Below are 22271 nucleotides of genomic sequence, written 5' to 3'. Positions count from 1 at the left end.
GGCCATGAGCGTCCCCTCTTCCGGCACCGTCGCAGGTCACGGACAGACGTCCCTCCCCCGCCCCGGCTCCGTTCCGCGATGGCTCACCGCGGAGATCGTCCGACAGACCCCCCTGTACGCGGGCATGGCGAAGCTGTGGACGGAGCGTGCGCGCACCGTGCCCGGAGTCGCCGATCCGGAGTGGCAGCGGCTGGTCTCCTACCGCGCGCTGATGGAGGAGACCGAGCGGGCCCTGACGGCCCTGCGGCCGCACCGCGCGCCGGATGTCCTGCCCCAGCGGAAGCAGGTGCCGGCGGCCCGCCCGTCCCGTCCCGCCCGTCTGGACGTCTGAAGCACCCCCGGTCCGGCGGCCGGGCGTCCTGCGCCTGCGGCCTCGGGGCGGGGCCCGGCGCGTCCTGCCGGTGCCCCGCGGGGCCGCGCCGGACACCTTTGGGTGCCCGGCGCGGCCCGCGCGGCCCGGCTCAGGCCGCGGCGGGCGTGGGCGTACGGCGCCAGCGGGTCAGGACGAGGTGCGCGAGGACGCCGAAGAGCAGCCCCCAGAAGGCGGATCCGATGCCGAAGAGGCTGACACCGGAGGCAGTGGCGAGGAAGGTGATCAGTGCCGCCTCGCGGTCCTTCTCCTCCTTGACCGCCCCGGTCAGACCGCCGGCCAGGGCACCGAGCAGCGCCACCCCGGCGACCGCCGCCACGAGTTCCTTGGGGAGCCCGGCGAACAGCACCACCAGCGTGGAGCCGAACGCCCCGATGAGGAGGTAGAACGCGCCGCAGGAGACGCCGGCCACGTAGCGGCGCTTGGGGTCGCGGTGGGACTCGGGGCCGGTGCAGATGGCCGCGGTGATCGCCGCGAGGTTGATGGCGTGCGAGCCGAACGGCGCCAGCACCGTGGAGACCAGGCCCGTGGAGCCGATCAGCAGCCGGTCCTTGGGCCGGTAGCCGGACGCGGTGAGCACCGCCATGCCCGGGGCGTTCTGCGAGGCGAGCGTCGCCAGGATCATCGGTACGGCGATCCCGATGAGCGAGGCGACCGAGAAGTCCGGGGTCGTCAGGACCGGCCTGGCCAGCTCGATCCGGTCCAGGTGGACATCCAGCCGGGAGCCGGCCGCACTGGCCACGACGCCCACCGCCAGGGCCACGAGGACGGCGTAGCGGGGCAGCCAGCGCTTCGCCAGGAGGTAGGCGAGCAGCACCGAACCGGCGAGCAGCGGCGCGGTCTTGAGCGAGGTGAACACCCCGGTGCCGAACGAGAACAGGATGCCGGCGAGCATCGCCGAGACGACGGCGGTGGGCACCTGCCGCATCAGCCAGCCGAACACCCCGGTCAGGCCGACGAGGGTGATCACCAGTCCGGTGACGAGGAAGGCCCCGACGGCCTCCGCGTAGGAGTACGCCCCCAGGCTGGTGACCAGCAGGGCCGCGCCCGGTGTCGACCAGGCGGTGATCACCGGCATCTTGGTGCGCAGGCTCAGCGCGATGCAGGTCAGACCACTGCCGATGGAGATCGCCCACACCCAGGAGCTGGTCTGTGCGGTGTTCAGATGCCCGGCGGAGGCCGCCGCGAGCACGATGACGAGCGGTCCGGAGTAGGACACGACGACGGCGACGAAACCGGCCAGCACCGCGGACAGCGAGAGGTCGTGCAGGAACCCCGGACGGGGCCCGCCGTCCGGGGAGGCGTCCCCCGCGCCCTGCGGACCCGTCGTGTCCGGCGGTGCGGCGTCGGGGTGGGGGGTGGGGATCTTTGCGCTCAACGGTCTTCCTTCACGGCCTTTTCGAGGGCCTGTTCGAGGTCGGCGACGAGGTCTGCGGGGCTCTCCAGCCCTATGGACAGGCGCAGCATGTCCTTCGGTGAGGTGCTGTCCGGCCCCTCGAAGGTATAGCGGTGTTCGATCAGACTCTCCACACTTCCCAACGACGTGGCGCGGATGAAGAGTTCGCAGTGGTTGGCGGCGCGCAGGGACCGCTGCCACGCGCCGTCCACGTGCAGGGAGAGCATGCCGCTGAATCCGCCGGTCATCTGGCGGGCGGCGGTCTCGTGTCCCGGGTCGGTGGGCAGGCCCGGGTAGGCGACCCGCCGGATCAGGGGGTGGGCGGCGAAGTGCTCGGCCACCGTCATCGCCGTGGCGGAGATCTGCCGCATGCGGGGGAAGAGCGTCCGGATGCCCCGCACCAGGAGGTAGGTCTCCAGCGGGCCGAGGATCGGGCCGGTCAGCCGGCGGTGCAGCTGCAGCCGCTCCCAGACGGCGTCCCGGGCCTCGGTGCTCCGCGGCGCCTTGACGAGCAGTCCGGCGACGACGTCGGTGTGACCGTTGAGGTACTTGGTACCGGAGTGCATGACCAGGTCGGCGCCGAGGTCGAACGGCCGGGCGTGCACCGGGGTGGGGACGGTGTTGTCGACGCCGAAGAGCGCGCCGGCCCGGTGGGCGATCTCGGCGCAGCCGGCGAGGTCGGTCACCAGCCAGGTGGGGTTCGCCGGGGATTCCGCCCACACCAGGGCGGTCGGGGCGGCGTCCACGGCGGCGGCCACCGCGTCCAGGTCGTTCATGGGCACCTGGACCACCTCCAGGCCGCGCTGCGGGCCGAACTCCCGCAGCCACTTGGTGAGGCCGAAGTACATGGTCTGCGGGACGACGACCCGCGCGCCGGCCGGCAGCACCTGGAAGACGGCGGTGGCGGCGGCCATCCCGGAGGAGAAGAGCAGCGCGTCCGAGCCGCCCTCCAGGCCCGCCACCACCTGCTCGGCCTGCTCGTACCCGGGGGTGCCCTGGTCGCGCAGGTACGCCAGGCCGGCCGGCGAGCGGTAGTCGCTGTCGCGCGCGTAGGTGGCGCCCAGGCTGATCGGGGGCGGCACGGCGCCGGTGGTCGGGCAGCGCCAGCCGTCGCCCTGTGCGGCGCGGGTCTCGGGGCGGTACTCCTGGGTCCAGGGCGTGTAGGTCTCGCTGGAGTTCATCGGGTCCTCGTGATCAGAGACGGCAGGGCGGTGCGCAGGGCGAGTTCGGCGTCCAGCAGAGCGCGCGAGGGCACGCCGGGCGAGGGGACGTAGTGGTTGTAGTAGCTCGATCCCTCGGTGTGCGGGCCGAGGAAGAACAGCCGGGGCTGCGGTGTGCCGGTGCGGTCGACGCCCTGTCCCTCGCGGGTGACGTCCAGCCCGGGCACGGCCGCTCCGCGGTGGGCGAGGGTGCGGACCCGGCCGGCGGCGACGAGCGTGCCGAGCAGGGAGCCGGCCACCCGGTCCGCGCCGGGCTCGTGCACATGCGCCCGGACGACGTGGTCGACCTCCATCCGCAACGGCTGGGCCAGGCAGGTGGACTCCAGCCGCCACGGGCCCTGTCCGGCCGGTGCGGTGATCTTGGGCCGGGGGCCGGGGCCGAGCCGGACGATCCCGGCGTCGAGCAGCGAGAGCAGCTCCGCCGAGCGGTCCAGCTGCGGGCCGATCACCAGCCGGTTCACCGTCGGGGCGAACTCCCCGAAGAACGCGGCCAGCGAGGCGTCGTCGACGCCGGGCGGGTCGATGACCGCGCGCAGCACGTCGCGGTGGTCGCGCAGCACCTCCAGGGCTTCCTTCAGCGGGGCGGCGCCGAGGCCTTCCCTGGCCTCGGCCAGGTCGGCGGCGACCTCCGCGGTGAACCACTCGCGGTAGGCGTCGTGGCCCGTCCACCGCCGGTCGGCGAGGTCCGCGGACAGCAGGCCGGTCACCGGGCAGGGACCATGTTCCGCGCGCAGTTCGGCGAGCAGCGCCGGGTGGCCGTCGCGTGCGCAGCGCCGGGCCAGCTCCGTGCCGGCGCTCATGGCGTCGCCGTACGTGCGGGCCAGCAGGGTGCGGTAGTAGGCGAGTTCCATCTCGGCCTCGATCAGCGGCAGCACGTCGCGGGCGAAGCCGAGGCGGCCGTCCGGCCTGCCGGCCCGGATCTCGTCGAGGCGCCGGGTGGTCAGCGCCAGCGGTGCGAAGCGGGTCCGCCCCGGGCGCAGGCGGGGGCGGCTGCGCGAGGGCATCCCCGAGCGGTTGGTGAGGACGATCGAGGGCTCCCGCCCGCTGGGCAGGTAGCGCAGCCCCTCCGGGCCCGGGAGGTGCTTGCCGCCGCGGCCCAGTGTCAGCGTGGCGAGGACGTCCATGGCGGTCAGCCCCATGCCGAGGACGGCGACCCGCTCGCCCGGCGCGATGCTGTCCAGCGCGGCGGGCAACGGGTAGGGGCGGGTGACCAGTCGGGGATCGGGCGCCGGCGCCGCGGGCAGATACAGCGAGTGGTGGCCGACGGTGACGAACACGGCGTCCGCCTCGATCCGGCCGCCGTCGGCGAGGACGACCGTCTCGGTCCGCGGCCCGCCGGGGCGGATGTCGACGGCGGTCGTACGGTGCCGGATCAGGGTCAGGCAGGCGGGGGCCGCGTCGGCGATCTCGTCCGCGGCCCAGGCGAGGTATTCGCTCAGCAGCCGCCGCGGCAGGAAGTCGCCCGGCTCGATCTCCCGTCCCTCCCCGGGGCGCACGGTGTAGCCGTCGTCGGCCAGCCGCAGGTCCCGGCTCCGGCACCAGGCGTGGAGCGACGGGCCGCGGACCGGGACGGGGCCGTCCACCATCTGCGGGTCGGCGAAGGCGGAGAGCTGTCCGCAGACGGTGTTGAGCAGCAGGTGGTCGGGCTGGGCGGGCAGATGGAATCCGGCGCCGAAGGGCTGGGGGTCGATGAGGTGGACGGTGAGCGGAGCCGGTCGTTCCAGGCAGTGGGCGACCAGCCGCTCGAAGACGCCCAGCCCCCGCGACCCGGCGCCCACGAGGGCGACGGAGCGGGGTATGTGGCTGTCGGAGTCGGAGGGGGGTATGTGGCTCACCACCGGCGCGTCTCCCCGAAGAAGTGGGGCACCTCGATGGTGCTGCCGTCCTCGCGGGCCGCGCCGAGGACGAAGGCCCCCACGGCCAGGTCCAGCACGCCCAGGCCGAACGGCGAGAAGACCACCGGGCGTTCCGCGGAGGGCTTCACCTCGCCGTTCAGCACTCCGGCCAGGGTTCCGGTCACGAACTCGCGGGCGCCGGAGCGCTGCTCGGCCAGATGCGGTGAGGTGTTGGCCTTGAGGCAGTGTTCGACGTCGTCGAAGATGTTGTCCGCCGCCAGGATCACCTCGGGCGCCAGGTCGCGCAGGGAGATGTTGAGGACGAGCTGCCCGGGCCTGAACGGCGCGGTGACGTAGGGCTCCAGGGCGGTGGTGGCGAAGACGACGGTGTCGGCCGCGAGCGCCGCACCGAGGTCGGCGGTGAAGGTCGCCGGGCGGTCCTGGGTGGTGCGGACATGGCCGGCGAGGGCCTGGCCGGAGGCCTCGTCGAGATCGTGGACGAGGTAGGCGTCCGGGGCGCAGCCGGCGGCGTGCAGGTAGTCGCAGATGTTGCGGGCGATGACGCCGCCGCCCACCACGGCGATCCGGGTCCCCGCGAAGCCGTCCGGGCGCAGCGCGGTCGCCGCGACGGCCGCGGAGGCGGCGGTGCGTGCCGAGCTGATGCTCGCGGCCTCCAGGCAGGCGATCGGGTAGCCGGTCTCGTAGTCGTTGAGGATGAGCACGGCCGAGGCGCGCGGGGCGCCGATCCGGGTGTTGCCCGGGAAGCTCGCGATCCACTTGATGCCGGCGAGCCGGACATCGGAACCAAGGTAGGCGGGCAGCGCGATGATCCGGGAATCCGGCTTTTCCGGGAAGCGGAGGAAATAGCTGTCCGGGTTGACGGAATCCCCGGCCTCGTGCGCCCGATAGGCGTTACTGACGATATCCAGCACTTCGCTGCGTTTTCCGTGCAGGACATTGCGCACCGTTTCACCGGCGACTACTTCGAAATTGAACACGGTCATTCCCCCCTCTCGGGCCGGTGCCCGAGAAAACTAGTGGCCGACCACGTCGGGCCAGCGGTCGGCCACCCATGCGTCGTCGTAGATGGTCTCCAGATACCGGTCCCCGAAGTCCGGTGAAATCGCCACCACCACGCTCCCCTCCGGGATTTTCTTGGCGGCGTCCTGCACGGCGCACAGCACCGTTCCGGTCGAGCCGCCCAGGAGCAGGCCGCGCTCCCGGGCGAGCGTCCGGCACATCTCGACGGAATCCGCCTCGGAAATGAGCACGACCTCGTCGATGTTCTTGGTGTCGAGTATTTCCGGGCGGCGGCTCGTGCCCAGTCCGGGAAGGTGGCGGCGGGCGGCCGGGCCGCCGAAGGTCACCGAGCCGACCGCGTCCACCGCCACGATCCGGGTGGCGGGGCTGTGCCGGCGCAGGTACTCCGCGCAGCCCATCAGCGTGCCCGTGGTGCCGGCGCCGATGAAGGCGTAGTCGAGGCGGCCGATGCCCTCGACGACGGCGCGGCCCGTGCGGTCGCGGTGCGCCTGCGGCCCGGCCGGGTTGGCGTACTGGTTCAGCCAGTGCAGGTCGGGGTCGGCGCGCAGCCGCTCGCCGATGTAGTCGATCCTCGACTGCAGGAAGCCGCCGTGGGCGTCCCTGGTCTCGATGACCACGACCTCGGCGCCGAGGACGGCCATCAGGCGCCGGGTGCGGACGGTGGCGTTGGGGTCGGTGACCAGCGTGAGCGGATAGCCCTTCGCCGCGCACACCATCGCCAGGGCGACGCCGAGGTTTCCCGACGTCGACTCGATCAGGTGGGTCCGTGGAAAACGGAGCCCGGATTCCTCGGCCGCCGTGACCAGCGCGACAGCCGTCTTGAGCTTTACCGATCCGGCCGGATTGAGTCCTTCCAGTTTCAGGAAAACGGAACTACCCGGAACGAGTTGGTCCAGCCGAATGAAGAGATCATCCAACACGAGATCGTACACTTCTTCCGCTATCACCAGAATCCAAACCGTTGAAAGTGGGCAGCGCAAGACAGCTGTGCTCACAGAAGCGAGCGCCCACGGGCTTGTTGGCCGCGCACACGGGTCAGGTGCGCGCTACGCAGAAGGGACACTTCCCCCGTCCCCCATTGACCGCAAATCCCCCATTCGCGATGTGACGGTTTAATCCTGCCATCAAGTAAGGCCAATGACAATGATTGGCCGGAATCGAAACCCCTGGCTCGGGGAAATGGCGGACGCCATTCCGGGTACGGGCCGACGCCTCGTCAACCGGGCGACGGGGCGGGAGACCTGGGGAGAGGGGACAGGGCTCCCGCGGGCCGGGTCGGCGCCCTGGTCGCGCCCGCGCCCGGGGCCCCGGGAGGAGGAGAGGCTCATTCCGGCGCGGCACGGGGCGGGCGGGGGCTGGGCGGGGTCGGCGGAGCAGCCCTGGCGCGCCACCGCACGACACACAGCGGGCCCGGGAGAGGATCCCGGGCCCGCCGCAGGACTGTCCGGCAGAGGTCAGAGGATGCCGAGCAGGCCGAGGCCGAGCAGGCCGTTGCGGTCCCGCCCCAGGCCCTCGCGGCCGAGGCCGTCACGCCCGTAGCCGTCGCGGTCGTATCCGCCGTCACGGCCGTAGCCGTAGTCGTCGCGACGGTCGCCGGCGCTGCCGAAGCCGTCGTAGCCGTCATGGCCGCCGTGACCGAAACGGCCGTGGTGGCGGCCGTGGTGGCGGTCGTCGCGACGGTCGTGACGACGGTCGCGGCGGTCGTGGCGGCACTTGCAGTAGCGGTGCCCGAAGTGGTGGTGGCCCCGGTCGCAGCGAAGGCACATCGTGCTCTGCGAGCTGCTGCTGGGGGGCGCGGTTGCGGCGGTGGCGGCACCGGCCGTCGGCACCACCAGGGCAGCCGCGGTCAGGCCGGCCAATGCTAGGCCGCGAGGAATCAAACGGAGCATGTTTCCACCTTGACTCGACTGTGCAGAAAAAGGTTATTTTCTGCAAACATGACGATAAAGGCGCATTTGTTCACCGACTTGCGACCCGCCGGAGAGTCACTGGAACGCAGCACCGGGCACGGCGGCACACCGTGCCCCGCCCGCTCACCCCGGATTCCCGCCGCTTTCCCCGCCCTCCGCGACTCCGCCGCCCGCCCCGTCTCCCCCGCCCTCCGCGACACGCCGACCGCCGTCCCCCGTGGGCAGTCCCTCCAACAGACCCCCCAGAGCCCCCACCACGAGCGAGCACACCGTGTCCGGGTCGGCGCTCGCCAGCGGCTCCTTGGCGACGACCACTCGCATCAAGCCGATTCCCAGCAGCCACGACAGCGCCAGATCGCCGCGCAGCCCCCCGGTGTCGGACTCCGAGAGCGTGGCGAGGACCTCCGCGTACTCCTCCCCCAGCCCCCGCAGCGCGTCGGCGATCTCGTCGCTGCCACCTATGGAACGCAGGCACACCTCCAGGGAACGGTCCGCGTCCCCACCGCCGCCGGCCAGCATGCCGCGCAGGGCGACCTCGAACAGCCGATCGGCAGGCGTGCTGCGCAGCTGCTCCTGGCCGCCGCGCGCCATGACCTCGCCGAACAGGGCTTTCTTCGAGCCGAAGTACCGGAACAGCAGGGCCTGGTTGGCCCCGGCGCGGTCCGCGATGTCGCGCACCGTTGCCCGTTCGTAGCCGCGCTCGGCGAACAGCTCCGACGCGGCGTCCAGCAGCCGCAGCCGGGTGCCCTGCGCGTCCCGGCGGTGTGCGCCCGCGCCGCGCTGCGGGGACTTGGCCATCGCCACGCTTCCTTTCCGTCGGACCGTCACCAGGACGGCCACAATGCGTCGTTGACCGCCCCGTGGGAGCGGCTTACGTTTGTAAGCAGGTGCTTACACAAGGGAGGTCACCATGACCACGATCGATACAGCACCCCTCTCCTACCCGTTCAATATCCCCGAGAGCCTCGCCCTTGCCGAGGAGTACGAGCAGGCCCGCAACCGTCCCGGGCTGCTGAAGGTACAGATGACCTACGGGGAGCCGGCCTGGCTGGTGACCCGGTATGCCGAGGCCCGGTTCGTCCTCGGTGACCAGCGCTTCAGCCGCGCGCTGGGCGCCTCGCACGACGAGCCCCGGCAGTCCGAAGGGCGCCGCGACAGCGGCATCCTGGGGATGGACCCGCCCGACCACACCCGGCTGCGGACGCTGGTGGCCAAGGCCTTCACCGTGCGCCAGGTCGAGAAACTCCGGCCGCAGGTACGGCAGTTGACCCAGGACCTGCTCGACGAGCTGGAGGCGGCCGGGCCGCCCGCCGACCTGGTGGACCGCTATGCGCTGCCCATCCCCGTCGCCGTGATCTGCCGGATGCTGGGCGTGCCGACCGAGGACCGGCCACGCTTCCGGGTGTGGAGCGACGCCGCGCTGTCGACGAGTTCCCTGACGGCGGAGGAGCTCGACGCCAATCTCGAAGAACTCCGCGCCTACATGGGGCAGTTGATCGAGGAGCATCGACAGGCCCCGCAGGACGACCTGATGACGGCGCTCATCGACGCCCGGGATGTCGGCGACCGGCTGTCCGAGCTCGAACTCGTCGACCTGTGCGTCGGGATCCTGGTCGCCGGGCACGAGACCACCGCCACCCAGATCCCCAACTTCGTCCTGGCGCTGCTGGACCACCCGGGCCAGCTCGCCCTGCTCCGCGAGCAGCCGCAGCTGATCGACAAGGCCGTGGAGGAGCTGCTGCGCTTCGTCCCGCTGGGCAGCGGCGCGGGGCAGCCCCGCTATGCGACGGAGGATGTCGAGGTCGGCGGGACCCTGGTGCGGGCCGGTACCCCGGTCCTGGTCGCGGTGGGTTCGGCCAACCGGGACGCGCTGCGCTTCGAGAAGCCGGGGACGCTGGACATCTCCCGGGCCGCGAACCAGCATCTCGGCTTCGGTCACGGCGTCCACCATTGCCTGGGCGCGCAGCTGGCCCGGCTGGAGCTCCAGGAGGCGCTCGGCGCGCTGGTCACCCGGTTCCCGGGACTGCGGCTGGCCGGCGACGTGGAGTGGAAGAGCGAGATGCTGGTGCGCGGGCCCCGGGTGATGCCGGTGGGGTGGTGAGCCGATGACCTGGAACGTGGAGATCGACCCGCGGCAGTGCATCGCCTCGGGCTCCTGCGCCGCCGTCGCCCCGGACCTCTTCGTCCTCGACGGCAGCCATGCCCGTCCGCGGCAGGAGCGCATCGAGGAGGACGAGCGCGCCCTGGACGCCGCCGAGGTGTGCCCGGCGCTCGCCATCACCGTGCGGAACGGCGCGGAGGTCGTCGGGCCCCGGCCCTGACGGAGGAGAAGCGAGACGGCGGGGCGTGGCCGGGGGCCGCGCCCCGCCGCGTGCGCCGCGACGCGCCGACTCCCGCGACGGCGAACGCGGCCGGCCGGGCCCCTCTCGTCCCGTTCCGGGAGCGGGGTGCGACGATGGGCCTGTCATGGATGCGGGGCAGGTTCTCAGGGGGCTACGCGCCGCGGTGTTCGCGGTCGTGTGTGTGCTGCTCGCCGCGCTGGGCCACGTGGTGATGTCGGATGCCACGATTCCCGCGTGGATGCTGCTCGCGGCCGGGGCGGGTACCGCTGCCGTCGCCTGGTGCTGTGCGGGCCGGGAACGCGGCCCGCTCCTGGTGGGGTTGCTGACCGTCGGCACCCAGGCGGCCCTGCACACCGCGTTCTCGTTCGGCCAGGCGGTCGACGGCCCCGGCTCCGGCGGCGGCGCACCGCGCACGCTGGGCCGGTGGGCGGACACCTGGCTGTGCGGCGCAGGGGGGACGCCGCTCCCGGATGACGACGCCGCGCAGCTGACGCAGCTGATGCAGCGGCAGCTGGCGGACATGCCCGCGATGGACCACTCCGCCGCCATGCCCGGCATGGAGCACATGGGCCGGATGGCCGGGATGCACGACGGCGCCTCGGGCATGGCGGGGATGCACGGCAGTGCGTCCGGCATGCTCGCGGCCCATCTGCTGGTCGCGCTGCTCAGCGCCTGGTGGCTGTGGGGCGGCGAGCGGGCGGCGTTCCGGCTCGTACGGTGCGTGTCGTCCTGGCTGTGCGCGCCGTTGGTGCTGGTCTGGCGGATCGTCCTGCCCGATACGCCGCCCGCCGTGCGCTCCGCCCGGCCGGAGCCGCGGCGTGCGGTGCACCAGCTGCTGCTGGCCCATGCGAGGTCGTTGCGGGGTCCGCCGCGTGAACCGGCTGTCGGCTGACAGCACGGACGAATTCCCGAGCCGGCCCACGGGCGCGGAGGGCTCGCGCCCCTGCCCGGCTCCGACTTCACCGGTCCCCGCCGTTGCGCGGTGACCGGATCACGCGAAGGACTCCAGATGATGAATCCTGTCCGGATGCCGGTGGCGCCGCCGCCCGCGTCCGCTTCGGGCGCACCGGCCGGCGCGGGCGGGCGCCCGTACGCCGGCGCCCCGGCCGGCTCAACCGGCCCGTTTCCCGCCGCTGTCCACCCCGCCGGGAGGTACCGCTCCCGGCCGTACGGAGACCGTCCGCAGCCGGGCGAGCAGTGCGTCGGCGGCCGCCGGGTCGTCCTCGGGCTGCCCCGGGGCGCCGAGCGCACCCGCCGCCAGCGCGCGGATCTGCGCCTCCCAGCGGCGGCAGTCCCGGCAGCCTGCGAGGTGGGTCTCCAGCCGGTGGACGGTGAGACCGGGCGGCAGTTCCTCGCCGTCGAGGCGGGCCGAGAGTGCCGTACGGATGCGCGTGCAGAGCATGCGTCCATCCTCCCCGACGCGCCGACGGGCGACGGGCGGCGGTGCCGGGATGCGCGATGACGAGAGCGTGACGGGCTGGGCGCTGGCCGCGCGCGGCGGTGACGAGCGGGCCGTCGAGCAGTTCGTCCGGGCCACCCAGCTCGATGTGCGGCGCTATGTGACGCATCTCAGCGGTGATCCGCAGGCGACCGACGACCTGGTGCAGGACACCTACGTCCGGGCGCTGCGCAGCCTGCCGGGGTTCGAGGGCCGGTCCTCGGCCCGCACCTGGCTGCTGACCATCGCCCGGCGGGTGGTGGCGGACCGCATAAGGTCCCGTGCGGTGCGGCCCCGGCTGGCCGCGACGGACGACTGGCAGACGGCCGCCGAGCGGGTGCAGCCCCGGGGGGTGCCCGGTTTCGACGAGGGCATCGCGCTGGCCGAGCTGCTGGCGGCGCTGACGCCGGAGCGGCGGGAGGCGTTCGTGCTCACCCAGCTGCTGGGACTGCCGTACGCGGCGACGGCCGGGGTGATCGGCTGCCCGGTGGGGACCGTGCGGTCCCGGGTGGCGCGCGCCCGGGAGGCGCTCGTCGCGCTGCTCACGGACGCCGAGCGGGCCGAGGCGGCCGACCGGCCGCTGGACCTGGCGGGCGCGGTGGCCTGACCGGTCGTGACTGGCGGGGCGGACGGGGCTCACGGGCTGGCGATGGCCGCCCGTGGGCCCCGTCGCGCCGGGTTCACCGGCCGGGCACCACGGCCACCGCCCGTACGGTCCGCGGCGGGCTGTGGCGGAAGTGCAGCGTGAAGGTGAGCCGGTCACCGGGCGCGAGCCTGGGCGGCGGGCTGACCATGACGTCCAGGGTGGTCGCGGTCATCGTCAGCTCGCCGCCGGCCGGGACGGTGGCGTCCTTGACCATCGCCATGCTGCGGGCGTTGTCGCCGATGTCGACGGTGCGGCTGAGCATCGCGCGGTGGCCGGGGGGTCCGGTGACGCCCGTCAGGACGTCGTCGGAGCCGCCGGTGTTGCGGATCGTGAAGAAGGCGGCGGTGGCGTCGGAGCCCGCGGGGATCAGCACCCGGCCCTCGGCGACGCTCAGCCGCGCGGGGGTGCCGGCGTTGCCGGCGGCGGCGTACGCGGTGAGCGTGCCGAGCGTACCCAGGCAGGTGAGCAGCGGGACGGCGACGGCCTGGACGGCGGGCCGCTTCATGAGGTCTCTCCCTGGTTCCGGGCCCGCGGGCCGTGCGGGCGGCGGGTGGTGGTGGCGGCGCCGCGCGGGCGCCAGGCGCGCAGCCGGAGGCTGTTGCCCACGACGAGCAGGGAGCTGGCGGACATCGCGGCGGCCGCCAGCATCGGGTTGAGCAGGCCGACGGCGGCCAGCGGCACGGTGACCAGGTTGTAGCCGAAGGCCCAGCTCAGGTTGGTGCGGATGGTGCCCAGGGTGCGCCGGGCCAGCCGGACCGCGTCGGCGATGGCCTGGAGGTCCTCACGTACCAGGGTGACGTCGGCGGCGCCGATCGCGGCGTCGGTGCCGCTGCCCATGGCGATGCCGAGGTCGGCGAGGGCGAGGGCCGCCGCGTCGTTGACCCCGTCCCCGACGACGGCGACCCGGCGGCTCTGTTCGGTCAGGGTGCGGACCAGGGCGGCCTTGTCCTCGGGGCGGGCCTCGGCGTGGACCTCGGTGATGGCCAGGTGGGCGGCCACCGCCCGGGCGGTGGCGGTCCGGTCCCCGGTCGCCAGCACCGGCCGCAGTCCCAGCCGGCGCAGATGGTCGACGGCGCGGTAGCTGTCGGGGCGCAGCGCGTCGCCGACGGCCAGCACCGCCTGCGGGGCGCCGTCGACGGTGACCAGGACGGCGGTGTGGCCGTCGGCCTCCGCGGAGCGCACCGCCTCGGGGAGCGGCGCCGGGAGCCCGTCGAGGTCGCCGGGCCGGGTGACCGCCACGTGGTGCCCGTCCGCCGTGCCCTCGACGCCGTGTCCGGGGGTCGCCTTGAAGTCCCGTACGGACAGGGAGAGTTGCTCTGACTCCGGGTGCCGTTCGCGGGCGTGGGCGGTGATCGCGCGGGCCAGCGGATGCTCGGAGCCCTGCTCGACGAGGGCGGCCAGCCGCAGTACCGCTCCGGCATCGAGGCCGCCGGAGCGGGCGGTGAGGGCGGTGACGCTCATCCGGCCGGTGGTGAGGGTGCCGGTCTTGTCGAGCACGACGGTGTCGATGTGCCGCAGCCGCTCCAGCGCCTCCGGGCCGCGCACCAGGATGCCCAGCTGGGCGCCCCGCCCGGTGGCGGCCAGCAGCGCGGTCGGCGTGGCCAGGCCCAGCGCGCAGGGGCAGGCGACGACCAGGACGGCGACCGCGGCGGTCACCGCGGCCTGCGGGTCGGCCCCGGCGCCGAGCCAGAAGCCCAGGACGCTGACGGAGACGGTCAGGACGGCGGGCACGAAGACCGCGGCCACCGCGTCGGCCAGCCGCTGGACCCTGGTCTTGCCGGCCTGGGCGTCCTCGACGAGGCGGGTGATCCGGGCGAGTTGCGTGTCGGCGCCGACCGCCTCGGCCCGTACCTCCAGCAGGCCGCCGGAGTTGACCGCACCGCCGACCGCCGCGACGCCCGGTCCGACCTCGACCGGGCGGCTCTCGCCGGTGATCAGGGACAGGTCGAGGGCGGAGCTGCCCTCGACGACGGTGCCGTCGGTGGCGACCCGTTCGCCGGGCCGGACCAGGAAGCGGTCCCCGACCCGCAGCCGGCTCACCGGGATGCGCTTCTCACCGTCGGCGGTCGGCACGGCGACGTCCTTGGCGGCGAGTTCGGCCAGGGCCCGCAGCGCGGCGCCGGTGCCGCGCCGGGCCCTGGCCTCCATGCGGCGCCCGGCCAGCACGAACAGCGGGACACCGACGGCGGCTTCGAGGTAGAGGTGCGCCACGCCGTCACCGGCCGTGGGCAGCAGGCTGAACGGCATGGTCATCCCGGGCGTGCCGGCCCCGCCGAGGAACAGCGCGTAGGTGGACCAGCCGAAGGAGGCGGCGACGCCGAGGGAAACCAGGGTGTCCATGGTCGCGGCGCCGTGCCGCAGGCCGCGCAGCGCACGGGCGTGGAAGGGGGCGGCGCCCCACACGGCGACCGGGGCGGCCAGCACGAAGCACAGCCACTGCCAGTTGCGGAACTGCCATCCGGGCACCATCGACAGCACCAGGACGGGCAACGAGAGCAGCGCGGTCACCAGCAGCCGGCGGCGCTCGGCGCGGGCAGCGTCGTCCGCGGCGTCCCCGTCGGCACCGTCGTCCGGGCCGCCGGCGGCCGCGGGGCCCTCGTCCGCGTCCGGATCCGGGGCGGGCGCGGGGAGTTCGGCGGTGAAGCCGGCGGCCTCGACGGTGGCGACGAGGTCGGCGGCGGACACCGCCGCGGGGTGGCTGACGGTGGCGCGGCCGGTGGCGAGGTTGACCGAGGCGGCGACGCCGTCCAGCCGGCCGAGCTTCTTCTCGACCCGGCCCACACAGGCGGCGCAGGTCATGCCGCCGACCGTGAGGGTGGTGGTGCGCTCGGCGGTCCGCTCCGGTGCGGGGCCGGGTCCCGGCTGCGGGGTCATCGCGCCTCACCCACCGGCAGCGGGCGGGGAGCCGCGGCGCCCATGCCGTGCATCCCGCCCATGCCCCCGCCGCCGTCGGGCGCACCGCCCCCGGAACCGCTCCCGCCGGCCGGACGCAGCCCCGGTGCCACCGGGCCGACCGCGGTGCCGGCGGCGTACGACAGGGTGCCGAGCACCACCAGCAGCGCGAGGAAACCGAGGACCTGCCGGGAGGGCAGAAAGCGGGTGACGGCCTGGCGGAGAGGGGGCCGACTGCGGTCGGCGGAAGAGCTGGACATCGCGTCATGGTGGCAGCTGGGGACCGTGTGGCGGGGGCGATCGGGGGCCCGTCGGCACGTGAGGTTTGTCCCGTTCCGTCGCCGGAACCGAGCGGCTCCCGGGGCCGACTAACTGGGATTGCGGTTGCCCGCGCGAGGGGTGTGTGGCGCACGTTGCACCGCCCGCTCCGGCCGCCCGGCGGAATTTCCCCCCGTCCCGCGGGAACTCGGCGCGCCCGCCGCCCGACCTCTCCAACACCGTGCCGTCCGGGCCCGGTTCACCGTCAGTCCAGGAGGATCCCGTGTCCAGACCGTCCGAACCCGTGGAACTCCACGGGGCGGAGTACAAGCGCGACCCCTATCCGCTCTACGCCGAGCTGCGCGAGCGCGGCCCCGTCCACCGGGTGCGCTTCCCCAGCGGGGTGCACGCCTGGCTGGTCACCGGCTACGAGGCCGCGCACCGGGCGCTGACCGACGCACGGCTGGGCAAGCACCACTCGCGGGGCAACGCGGCCTGGCGGGCCCGCGCCTCGATCATGCCCGAGCCCCAGCACTCCCAGCTCCAGGTGCATCTGCTGCACCAGGATCCGCCCCGGCACACCGAGCTGCGCCGGCTGCTCGGCGACGCCTTCGCCCCGCAGCGCGTCGAGGCACTCCGCCCGCGCTTCCAGGCGATGGCCGACGCGCTGCTCGACGGCCTCCCGGAGAGCGGCCAGGCCGATCTGGTGGAGACCTTCGCGGCCCGCTTCCCCTTCCGGGTGCTGGCGGAGGTCATCGGGCTGCCGGAGGAGTTCGCGGACCGCTTCGACCGGGACTGGGGCAAGGTCGTCCAGCCCGTGGGGCCCACCGACCCGGGCCGCCCGGCGTACGAGGCGCGACTGCGCGGGCTCCAGCAGTACATCGCCGACCTGGTCGACCACCGGCGTGCGTCGGGCGGTACGGATCTGCTCTCCCGGCTGGTGGCCGCCCACGAGGCCGGCGCGCTCGGCCGGGAGGAGCTGGACTCCATGCTCTTCCAGCTGCTGGTGGCGGGGCAGGAGCCGGTCACCAACCAGATCACCACGGCGCTGGTCACCCTGCTGCGGCACCCCGCCCACCTCGCGGAGCTGGCCGCCCGCCCCGAGCTGCTGCCCCGCGCGGTCGAGGAACTCCTGCGGTACGACAGCGCCTTCGAGCTGACGACCTGGCGGTTCCTCGCCGAGGACGCCGAGCTGCACGGCACCCGGATCCCGGCGGGCGACTCGGTCATCGTGTCGCTGTGCGCGGCGAACCGCGACGAGCGGCAGTTCCCCGACGCGGACACCCTCGACTTCGAACGCTCCCCCAACCCCCACCTCGCCTTCGGCCACGGCATCCACTTCTGCCCCGGCGCCGCGCTCGCCCGTATCGAACTCCAGATCGCCCTGGGCACCCTGCTGCGGCGGCTGCCGGGCCTGCGGCCGGCCGTCCCGGACGGCGAACTGCGCTGGATCCCGGCCGTCCTGGCGCGCGGCGTCGACCGGCTGCCGGTGGCCTACGGGGCGGCGGGCGGCTGTCCCGTCATGAACGGGCCGGACGCCGCGTGCTGACCGTACCGGCGCCGCCCGGCGCGCACACCGAGGTGCAGGCCGTCTGCGCGGCGGTGCTCGCCACCCTGCTGCCCCACCGGCGCACGCTGGACACCGGCCACGACGACACCCCCGACGCCTTCCCCGCGCAGCTGCGGCAACTCGCCGCCCCGGTGGCCGCGGACCGGCCGATCGTCTTCACCCTGCCGGGCTTCCCGTGCAAGTCCCCCAACCCGGCCAAGGTGCTCGGCCACCTGCCCGACGAGGGCGAACGACTCGCGCTGCGCTTCCTGGACGGGCTGTGCGCCCGGATCGCCGCGCTCCATCCGCCCGGCGCGCGGATGGTCATCTGCTCGGACGGCCATGTCTTCAGCGATCTCATCCAGGTGCCGGACCGTGACATCGATGCCTACGCCGACGCGCTGCGCACCCTGATCCACGACGAGGGGCTCACCCGGCTGGAGGTCTTCGACCTGCGGGACGTCTACGGGCAGGAGCTGTCACACGACGCCAAGAGGTCGCTGGTCCACGAGCGCTACGCCCCGCCCCTGGACCTGCTGCGGTCCCGGACCCGCGGCGACGAGCCGACCCGGCGGCTGTACCAGGGCATCACCAAGTTCCTCTTCGAGGACTCCGCGCCGGGCGCGGGAACCCGGTCGGCCCGGCAGCGCGGCGCCCGGCGCCGGGCCTACGGTGTGATGCAGCGCAGCCACGCCTGGGGCGAGCTGATCGCGGCGCACCACCCGGGGGCGTTCCGGCTGTCCATTCATCCGCAGCCGCGGGGCTCGGCGAAGTTCGGCATCCGGCTGCTGGACTCGCCCGACGTGTGGATGACGCCCTGGCACTCGTGCGTGCTGGAACACGCCGACGGGCGGCGGGAGTTGCTGCACCGCGCGGACGCCGAGCGGCTCGGCCGCCCCGTGCTGCGCCAGGGGCGGCCGAGCCACTTCGCCGCCGGGTGAGGCGGCGGGGCGGGCCCGTCAACTACCGCCGGCGGCCAGCGGCTCACGGTGGTCGAAGGCGATCAGCGGATCGCCGGTGAGCGGATGGGCGGTGACCGCGGCCCGCACCCCGAACACCTCGGCCAGCAGCTGCGGGGTGAGCACCTCGCGGGGGGTGCCGGACGCCACCACCCGCCCGCCGTGCAGCACGTGCAGCCGGTCGCACAGCGAGGCCGCGGCGTTCAGGTCGTGCAGCGAGATCAGTGTCGTCCGGCGCCGATCCCGCAGCAGCGCGAGCAGCTCCACCTGATGCCGTACGTCGAGGTGGTTGGTGGGCTCGTCCAGCACCAGCACGTCCGGGTCCTGGGCGAACGCGCGGGCCAGCAGCACCCGTTGGCGCTCACCCCCGGACAGGGCGGAGAACCGGCGGGCGCCCTGCCCGGCCATCCCGACGGCGGCCAGGGCGCCGGCCACGCTCTCCCGGTCGGCGCGGTCCTCGCCCGCGAAGGCCCGCTTGTAGGGCGTCCGGCCCATCGCCACCACTTCGCGCACGGTCAGCTCGAAGTCGCTGCCGCGCTCCTGCGGCAGCGCGGCGACCTGCCGTGCGGTCTGCCCCGGTGTCAGGGTGCGCAGGTCGCACCCCGCGAGCAGCACCCGTCCCGCGGTGGGCCGCAGATGGCGGTAGACGGTCCGCAGCACGGTGGACTTGCCGCTGCCGTTCGGCCCGACCAGCCCGGCGATCTCGCCGGCGGCCGCCATCAGGCGCACCCCGGCGACGACATCGCGGCCGGCGTAGCCGACGTGCAGATCCTCGATCTCGACGGTCATGCGCCCGCCTCCATCCGCCGGTCCAGCAGGAAGAGCAGGACGGGCGCCCCGATCATCGCGGTGACGACGCCCACCGGCAGCTCCTGGCTGTCCATGGCCGTGCGGCACACCAGGTCCACGACCACCATCAGCAGCGCGCCGGTCAGCGCGGACAGCGGCAGCAGCCGGCGGTGGTCGCCGCCGACGACCAGCCGGCACAAGTGCGGCACCATCAGGCCCACGAAGCCGATCGCGCCGGAGACCGCGACCAGCACGCCGGTCAGCAACCCGGTCACCGCGAACAGCTCCCTGCGCAGCCGGGTGACGTCCACGCCCACCCCGGCCGCGGTCTCGTCACCCATGATCAGCGCGTTCATGGCACGGGCCCGCGCCTGGAGGGCCAGCAGCCCGGCGGCGACGGCGGCCGCCGGCAGCCACAGGACGCTCCAGGTAGCCCCGCCCAGGCTGCCCATCAGCCAGAACAGCACGCTGCGGGTCTGCTGTTCATCGCCGGCCTGCAACACCAGATAGCTGGTGAAGCCGGAGAGGAACTGCCCGATGCCCACCCCGGCCAGCACCAGCCGCAGCGGCGAGAAGCCGCCGCCCCGCCGGGCGATGCACCACACCAGCGCGAACGAGACCAGCGCACCGGCGAACGCGGCCGCCGAGAGCCCCAGCCCCAGGAGGGAGTCGGCCGAGACGCCCAGCACGATGGCGGCGACCGCGCCGAGCGAGGCACCGTTGGAGATGCCCAGCAGATAGGGGTCCGCCAGCGGATTGCGCACCATCGCCTGGGTCGCCGTCCCCACCAGCCCGAGGCCCGCACCGACCAGCGCCGCCAACAGCGCCCGCGGCACCCGCAGTTGCCACACGATCAGGTCGTCGGTCCCCGCCCGGGCCGCCGCGCCCCCGAGCCGCCGCAGCACCACCGACCAGACGTGGCCGGGCGCGATGTCGGTGGACCCCAGGCAGACCGCCGCGGTCAACGCCGCCACCAGGGCGATGCCGAGCCCGGCGGCGAGCAGTCCGGCGCGCGGGGTGCGGCGCGCGGCGGGATCCTCCTCCGGCGCCGCGGTGGTGCACGGGTCCACGGCCGTCCGCGTCACTGCCGCGCCGCCTTGAAGCGGTCGGCGTGGACGGTGTGCGCGATCTCCTCGACGGTGTCCGCGTTGCCGACCCCGGCGATCGTGGTCCGCTCCGAGCCGATCCGCAGGAACTTGCCGTTGCGCACCGCCGCGAGGTCCTTGGTGGCGGGGAAGGACTTCAGGAACGCGGCGGCCTCGTCGAAGGCCTTGGCGTTGGCCGCCGCACTGCCCCGGTCGCGCACCCCCAGCTGGATCCAGTCCGGGTTCTTGGCGACCAAGTCCTCCCAGGAGACCTGCTTGAAGTCCCCGTCGCAGCCGTCGAAGACGTTGCGCGCCCCGGCCTGGCCGATGACGGCGTTGGCGACCTGCTTGCGGCAGACGGCGACCGGCTGCTTGGTGCCCGCGTCGTAGTCGAAGAAGAAGTACGTGGGCCGCTTGCCGGGGGCGAGGCCGCCGACCGCCTTCTGCACGGCGCCGACCTTCGCCCGCATCCCCGCCACCAGCGCGTCGGCCCGCTTGCCGGTGCCGGTCACCGCGCCCAGCCGCCGCAGGTCGTTCTCCACGCCGGACAGGTCCGTCGTCGCCTTGGCGGCGGTCGGCGCGCAGGCGGTGGAGGTCAGATGGAGGTGCTTGATGCCGGCCGCCGTGTACTCCTCCTCGGTCGGCGCGTCACCGCCGCCGCCCATCATGTCCATCGCGCCGAAGGTGTCGACGTACAGATCGGCGCCCGAACCGAGCAGCTTCTCCTTGGGGATCACGGACTTGCCCAGGACCGGCACCTTCTGGGCCGCCCGGTCCAGCGCGCCCGGCAGCGTCCCCTTGCCGGGCGGGAACCCGGTCCCGATGACCCGGTCGCCGGCGCCCAGCCGCAGCAGCATCTCCAGGGCGGCGGCGTTGCTGGTGACGATCTTGCGCGGTGCGGACGGGAAGGTGACGGAGCCCTTGCAGTCGGCGACCTTCACGGGAAAGCCGGTCCCGGAGGCGGCCTTGTCCGACCCCGCTCCTCCCCCGCCGCTGCCGCCGCACGCGGTGGCGCCCAGCGCGACGACCACCGCGATACCGCACAACTTCCCAGGACGCATGGCTCTTCTCCCTGTGCTCACCGGCCGGCGCACCGGCCTTCTCACCCGCCGCGCAGCGACCGGTGGGCCGCGGACACGACCCGGCACAGATAGTCGGCCCGACGGCGGGGGCGGTTCCGGGGCAGCGGGCGTCTTTTCCGGATTTCCCACCCGGGGCGCCGGGATCCGCGGTCGCCACCGCCCCCGGGGCGGACTAGGGTGACGCCTCACCACGGCACCGGGAGGCGGTCGATGACAGCGGACACGGGCACGGCACTCCCCTCCCCCGCGGCGGACCCGCGGGCGCCGGTCCCCGACGTGTCCGAGGCGGCCCGGTCGCTCGCCGCCCGCTGCGTGCCCCGGGTGAACGAGCTGGCCCGGCTGATGTCCCGGGACGCCTTCGCGCAGCTGCACGGCTATGCCGAACTCCCCGCCGAGGTCAAGGACGTGGAGATCGCGGCGACCGCCCGGCACGGGCTGCGGCTGTTCCTGGAACGGGTGGTGCACGATCCGCGGACCGGCCCCGACGACACCGGATTCTTCCGCGAACGCGCCGCCCAGCGGGCCGAGGAGGGCATGCCGCTGCGGCTGCTGCTGGACACCCACTGCGTGGGAGCGCGGGTGCTGTGGCAGGCGCTGCGGGAGGCCGCCCGGCCCGGCGAGGAGGCCGCGCTGGTCGAGCTGGCCGGCTATCTGCTCGGCGCCGAACAGCGGGTGGTGAGCGCGGTCACCGAGACCTACCTCGACGAGCGGGCGGCCCTGGCGGCCGAACGGCGCGCGGAGCGCCGCGCCCTGGTCCGCGGCCTGCTGGCCGGCACCACGGCCCCGGCGGCCGGCAGCCCGCTCGCGGGACCGTCGCTGGTGCTGGCCGTGCGCCTGCCGGACGGACCGCGGGCCCCGGTCGCCGCACGGCGGGTCGTCCGACGGCTCCAGACGGCGCTGGACGGGGCGTTCGGCCGGGAGGTGTACACCCTGCTCGACGGCGCCGGTGGCCGGGCGGTCGTGCCCGGCCCGGCGCAGCCGCCGGCGGACCTCGCCGGGCGGCTCGCCGAGGCCGCCGGCCCGGGCGTACGGCTCGCCGCCGTCCCCGTCGAACGGGCCGGGCAGCTCCCCGAGGCGGCGCGGACCGCCGCACAGATCGTCCGGGTGGCCCGCGCCTGCGGCCGTCCGGCCGGGCTGCACCGGCTGGAGGACGTCCTGCTCGAATACCAGCTGTCCCGCCCCAGCGCCGGCAGCGACCGGATCGCCGCCCTGCTCGATCCGGTCGCCGACCGGCCCGACCTCCTCGACACCCTCCGCACCCATCTGGAACAGGCACAGGACCGCCGCGCCACGGCCCGGCTGCTGACCCTCCACCCCAACACCGTCGACAACCGCCTCGCCCGCCTCGCCACCCTCACCGGACTCGACCTCACCACACCCCGGGGCACGGCCCTGGCACTGGCGGCGCTGCTGCTGCGGGACGCGGGGGACGAGGACGATCCGGCCTGACCCCGCGCCC

22 protein-coding genes are annotated in these 22271 nt (G+C 74.3%); 8 read left to right on the top strand and 14 right to left on the bottom strand.

The genetic code is table 11. The annotated features are described in order from the left end of the window. The first annotated feature begins 4 nt into the window (after positions 1 to 4). Positions 5 to 331 (top strand): hypothetical protein, encoded by a 327-nt coding sequence (locus IEY78_RS00160; RefSeq protein WP_189095207.1) that lies wholly within the window; start codon positions 5 to 7, stop codon positions 329 to 331. Between the two features lie 130 nt (positions 332 to 461). Here IEY78_RS00160 and IEY78_RS00155 read toward each other — a convergent pair whose 3' ends face one another. The 7 genes from IEY78_RS00155 to IEY78_RS00125 form a co-directional block, all read right to left on the bottom strand. Continuing rightward, positions 462 to 1748, bottom strand: coding sequence for a benzoate/H(+) symporter BenE family transporter (locus tag IEY78_RS00155; protein ID WP_189095206.1), 1287 nt, complete (start codon positions 1746 to 1748; stop codon positions 462 to 464). Continuing rightward, a complete protein-coding gene (locus tag IEY78_RS00150; RefSeq protein WP_189095204.1) occupies positions 1745 to 2947 on the bottom strand; it encodes a trans-sulfuration enzyme family protein in 1203 nt (400 codons plus the stop codon). Before IEY78_RS00150 ends, IEY78_RS00155 begins: the two co-directional genes overlap by 4 nt. After that, complete coding sequence (locus IEY78_RS00145) at positions 2944 to 4821, bottom strand: FAD/NAD(P)-binding protein (RefSeq protein WP_229699595.1); 1878 nt, start codon at positions 4819 to 4821, stop codon at positions 2944 to 2946. The genes IEY78_RS00150 and IEY78_RS00145 overlap by 4 nt, the downstream gene beginning before the upstream one ends. Next, positions 4818 to 5819, bottom strand: coding sequence for a 2,3-diaminopropionate biosynthesis protein SbnB (gene sbnB, locus IEY78_RS00140; RefSeq protein WP_189095707.1), 1002 nt, complete (start codon positions 5817 to 5819; stop codon positions 4818 to 4820). The genes IEY78_RS00145 and sbnB overlap by 4 nt, the downstream gene beginning before the upstream one ends. 36 nt (positions 5820 to 5855) lie before the next feature. Then, entirely contained in the window at positions 5856 to 6782 is a 927-nt protein-coding gene (gene sbnA / locus IEY78_RS00135) for a 2,3-diaminopropionate biosynthesis protein SbnA (protein ID WP_229699594.1), read from the bottom strand. A gap of 534 nt (positions 6783 to 7316) precedes the next feature. Then, a complete protein-coding gene (locus IEY78_RS00130) occupies positions 7317 to 7751 on the bottom strand; it encodes a hypothetical protein (protein ID WP_189095200.1) in 435 nt (144 codons plus the stop codon). Between the two features lie 144 nt (positions 7752 to 7895). Then, positions 7896 to 8570 carry a TetR/AcrR family transcriptional regulator gene (locus IEY78_RS00125; protein WP_229699593.1) on the bottom strand — a complete coding sequence of 225 codons (675 nt, stop codon included), beginning with the start codon at positions 8568 to 8570 and terminating at the stop codon, positions 7896 to 7898. A 112-nt stretch (positions 8571 to 8682) separates the two neighbouring features. Here IEY78_RS00125 and IEY78_RS00120 point away from each other — a divergent pair, with 112 nt between their 5' ends. The 3 genes from IEY78_RS00120 to IEY78_RS00110 all read left to right on the top strand — a co-directional run bounded on the left by IEY78_RS00120 (position 8683) and on the right by IEY78_RS00110 (position 11006). Next, positions 8683 to 9873 carry a cytochrome P450 gene (locus tag IEY78_RS00120; protein ID WP_189095198.1) on the top strand — a complete coding sequence of 397 codons (1191 nt, stop codon included), beginning with the start codon at positions 8683 to 8685 and terminating at the stop codon, positions 9871 to 9873. Between the two features lie 4 nt (positions 9874 to 9877). Further along, positions 9878 to 10093, top strand: coding sequence for a ferredoxin (locus IEY78_RS00115; RefSeq protein WP_189095197.1), 216 nt, complete (start codon positions 9878 to 9880; stop codon positions 10091 to 10093). 145 nt (positions 10094 to 10238) lie between these two features. Then, entirely contained in the window at positions 10239 to 11006 is a 768-nt protein-coding gene (locus IEY78_RS00110; protein ID WP_189095195.1) for a PE-PGRS family protein, read from the top strand. A gap of 219 nt (positions 11007 to 11225) precedes the next feature. On the opposite strand, the gene IEY78_RS00105 is transcribed toward IEY78_RS00110, so the two are convergent. Next, positions 11226 to 11516: a zf-HC2 domain-containing protein gene (locus IEY78_RS00105; protein ID WP_189095194.1), complete on the bottom strand. Its 291-nt coding sequence runs from the start codon at positions 11514 to 11516 to the stop codon at positions 11226 to 11228. 49 nt (positions 11517 to 11565) lie between these two features. On the opposite strand from IEY78_RS00105, the gene IEY78_RS00100 reads away from it, so the two are divergent. After that, on the top strand, positions 11566 to 12159 hold the full coding sequence (locus IEY78_RS00100) for a sigma-70 family RNA polymerase sigma factor (protein ID WP_189095193.1): 594 nt from the start codon (positions 11566 to 11568) through the stop codon (positions 12157 to 12159). Between the two features lie 73 nt (positions 12160 to 12232). On the opposite strand, the gene IEY78_RS00095 is transcribed toward IEY78_RS00100, so the two are convergent. The 3 genes from IEY78_RS00095 to IEY78_RS00085 are packed head-to-tail and all read right to left on the bottom strand — an operon-like array spanning position 12233 to position 15350. Further along, positions 12233 to 12703 carry a copper chaperone PCu(A)C gene (locus tag IEY78_RS00095; RefSeq protein WP_189095192.1) on the bottom strand — a complete coding sequence of 157 codons (471 nt, stop codon included), beginning with the start codon at positions 12701 to 12703 and terminating at the stop codon, positions 12233 to 12235. After that, positions 12700 to 15072, bottom strand: coding sequence for a heavy metal translocating P-type ATPase (locus tag IEY78_RS00090; protein ID WP_189095191.1), 2373 nt, complete (start codon positions 15070 to 15072; stop codon positions 12700 to 12702). The genes IEY78_RS00095 and IEY78_RS00090 overlap by 4 nt, the downstream gene beginning before the upstream one ends. After that, entirely contained in the window at positions 15069 to 15350 is a 282-nt protein-coding gene (locus tag IEY78_RS00085; protein WP_229699592.1) for a hypothetical protein, read from the bottom strand. The genes IEY78_RS00090 and IEY78_RS00085 overlap by 4 nt, the downstream gene beginning before the upstream one ends. A 281-nt stretch (positions 15351 to 15631) precedes the next feature. Between IEY78_RS00085 and IEY78_RS00080 the strand changes: the two genes are divergently transcribed. Then, positions 15632 to 16897, top strand: a complete 1266-nt coding sequence (locus IEY78_RS00080; protein WP_189095190.1) for a cytochrome P450 family protein — start codon at positions 15632 to 15634, stop codon at positions 16895 to 16897. Further along, on the top strand, positions 16894 to 17838 hold the full coding sequence (locus tag IEY78_RS00075; protein WP_189095705.1) for an L-tyrosine/L-tryptophan isonitrile synthase family protein: 945 nt from the start codon (positions 16894 to 16896) through the stop codon (positions 17836 to 17838). The genes IEY78_RS00080 and IEY78_RS00075 overlap by 4 nt, the downstream gene beginning before the upstream one ends. Positions 17839 to 17856: 18 nt before the next feature. Here the strand turns inward: IEY78_RS00075 and IEY78_RS00070 are convergent, their stop codons facing one another. Genes IEY78_RS00070 through IEY78_RS00060 form a run of 3 tightly spaced genes read right to left on the bottom strand, consistent with a single transcriptional unit; the run spans position 17857 to position 20791 of the window. After that, the gene (locus IEY78_RS00070) at positions 17857 to 18645 is read right to left on the bottom strand and encodes an ABC transporter ATP-binding protein (protein WP_189095189.1); all 789 of its coding nucleotides are present in this window, start codon (positions 18643 to 18645) and stop codon (positions 17857 to 17859) included. After that, entirely contained in the window at positions 18642 to 19730 is a 1089-nt protein-coding gene (locus IEY78_RS00065; protein ID WP_373294022.1) for a FecCD family ABC transporter permease, read from the bottom strand. The genes IEY78_RS00070 and IEY78_RS00065 overlap by 4 nt, the downstream gene beginning before the upstream one ends. Then, positions 19727 to 20791 carry an ABC transporter substrate-binding protein gene (locus IEY78_RS00060; RefSeq protein ID WP_229699590.1) on the bottom strand — a complete coding sequence of 355 codons (1065 nt, stop codon included), beginning with the start codon at positions 20789 to 20791 and terminating at the stop codon, positions 19727 to 19729. Before IEY78_RS00060 ends, IEY78_RS00065 begins: the two co-directional genes overlap by 4 nt. Before the next feature lie 231 nt (positions 20792 to 21022). Between IEY78_RS00060 and IEY78_RS34755 the strand changes: the two genes are divergently transcribed. After that, positions 21023 to 22261, top strand: a complete 1239-nt coding sequence (locus IEY78_RS34755; protein ID WP_189095187.1) for a PucR family transcriptional regulator — start codon at positions 21023 to 21025, stop codon at positions 22259 to 22261. Positions 22262 to 22271: the final 10 nt, after the last annotated feature.

Origin of the sequence: Streptomyces kronopolitis, from assembly GCF_014646275.1 — a bacterium.
GTDB classification, from domain to species: Bacteria; Actinomycetota; Actinomycetes; order Streptomycetales; family Streptomycetaceae; genus Streptomyces; species Streptomyces kronopolitis.
This window is presented reverse-complemented; position numbering and strand designations above follow the sequence as displayed.

Bases quoted from the DNA above. Each gene is read 5' to 3' on its own strand.
- IEY78_RS00105 (WP_189095194.1), bottom strand. From the start codon at position 11,516: ATGCTCTGCACGCGCATCCGTACGGCACTCTCGGCCCGCCTCGACGGC.
- IEY78_RS00100 (WP_189095193.1), top strand. From the start codon at position 11,566: ATGCGCGATGACGAGAGCGTGACGGGCTGGGCGCTGGCCGCGCGCGGC.
- IEY78_RS00060 (WP_229699590.1), bottom strand. From the start codon at position 20,791: ATGCGTCCTGGGAAGTTGTGCGGTATCGCGGTGGTCGTCGCGCTGGGC.
- IEY78_RS00110 (WP_189095195.1), top strand. From the start codon at position 10,239: ATGGATGCGGGGCAGGTTCTCAGGGGGCTACGCGCCGCGGTGTTCGCG.
- IEY78_RS34755 (WP_189095187.1), top strand. From the start codon at position 21,023: ATGACAGCGGACACGGGCACGGCACTCCCCTCCCCCGCGGCGGACCCG.
- IEY78_RS00125 (WP_229699593.1), bottom strand. From the start codon at position 8,570: ATGGCCAAGTCCCCGCAGCGCGGCGCGGGCGCACACCGCCGGGACGCG.
- IEY78_RS00090 (WP_189095191.1), bottom strand. From the start codon at position 15,072: ATGACCCCGCAGCCGGGACCCGGCCCCGCACCGGAGCGGACCGCCGAG.
- IEY78_RS00160 (WP_189095207.1), top strand. From the start codon at position 5: ATGAGCGTCCCCTCTTCCGGCACCGTCGCAGGTCACGGACAGACGTCC.
- IEY78_RS00085 (WP_229699592.1), bottom strand. From the start codon at position 15,350: ATGTCCAGCTCTTCCGCCGACCGCAGTCGGCCCCCTCTCCGCCAGGCC.
- IEY78_RS00120 (WP_189095198.1), top strand. From the start codon at position 8,683: ATGACCACGATCGATACAGCACCCCTCTCCTACCCGTTCAATATCCCC.
- IEY78_RS00095 (WP_189095192.1), bottom strand. From the start codon at position 12,703: ATGAAGCGGCCCGCCGTCCAGGCCGTCGCCGTCCCGCTGCTCACCTGC.
- IEY78_RS00115 (WP_189095197.1), top strand. From the start codon at position 9,878: ATGACCTGGAACGTGGAGATCGACCCGCGGCAGTGCATCGCCTCGGGC.
- IEY78_RS00070 (WP_189095189.1), bottom strand. From the start codon at position 18,645: ATGACCGTCGAGATCGAGGATCTGCACGTCGGCTACGCCGGCCGCGAT.
- IEY78_RS00150 (WP_189095204.1), bottom strand. From the start codon at position 2,947: ATGAACTCCAGCGAGACCTACACGCCCTGGACCCAGGAGTACCGCCCC.
- IEY78_RS00130 (WP_189095200.1), bottom strand. From the start codon at position 7,751: ATGCTCCGTTTGATTCCTCGCGGCCTAGCATTGGCCGGCCTGACCGCG.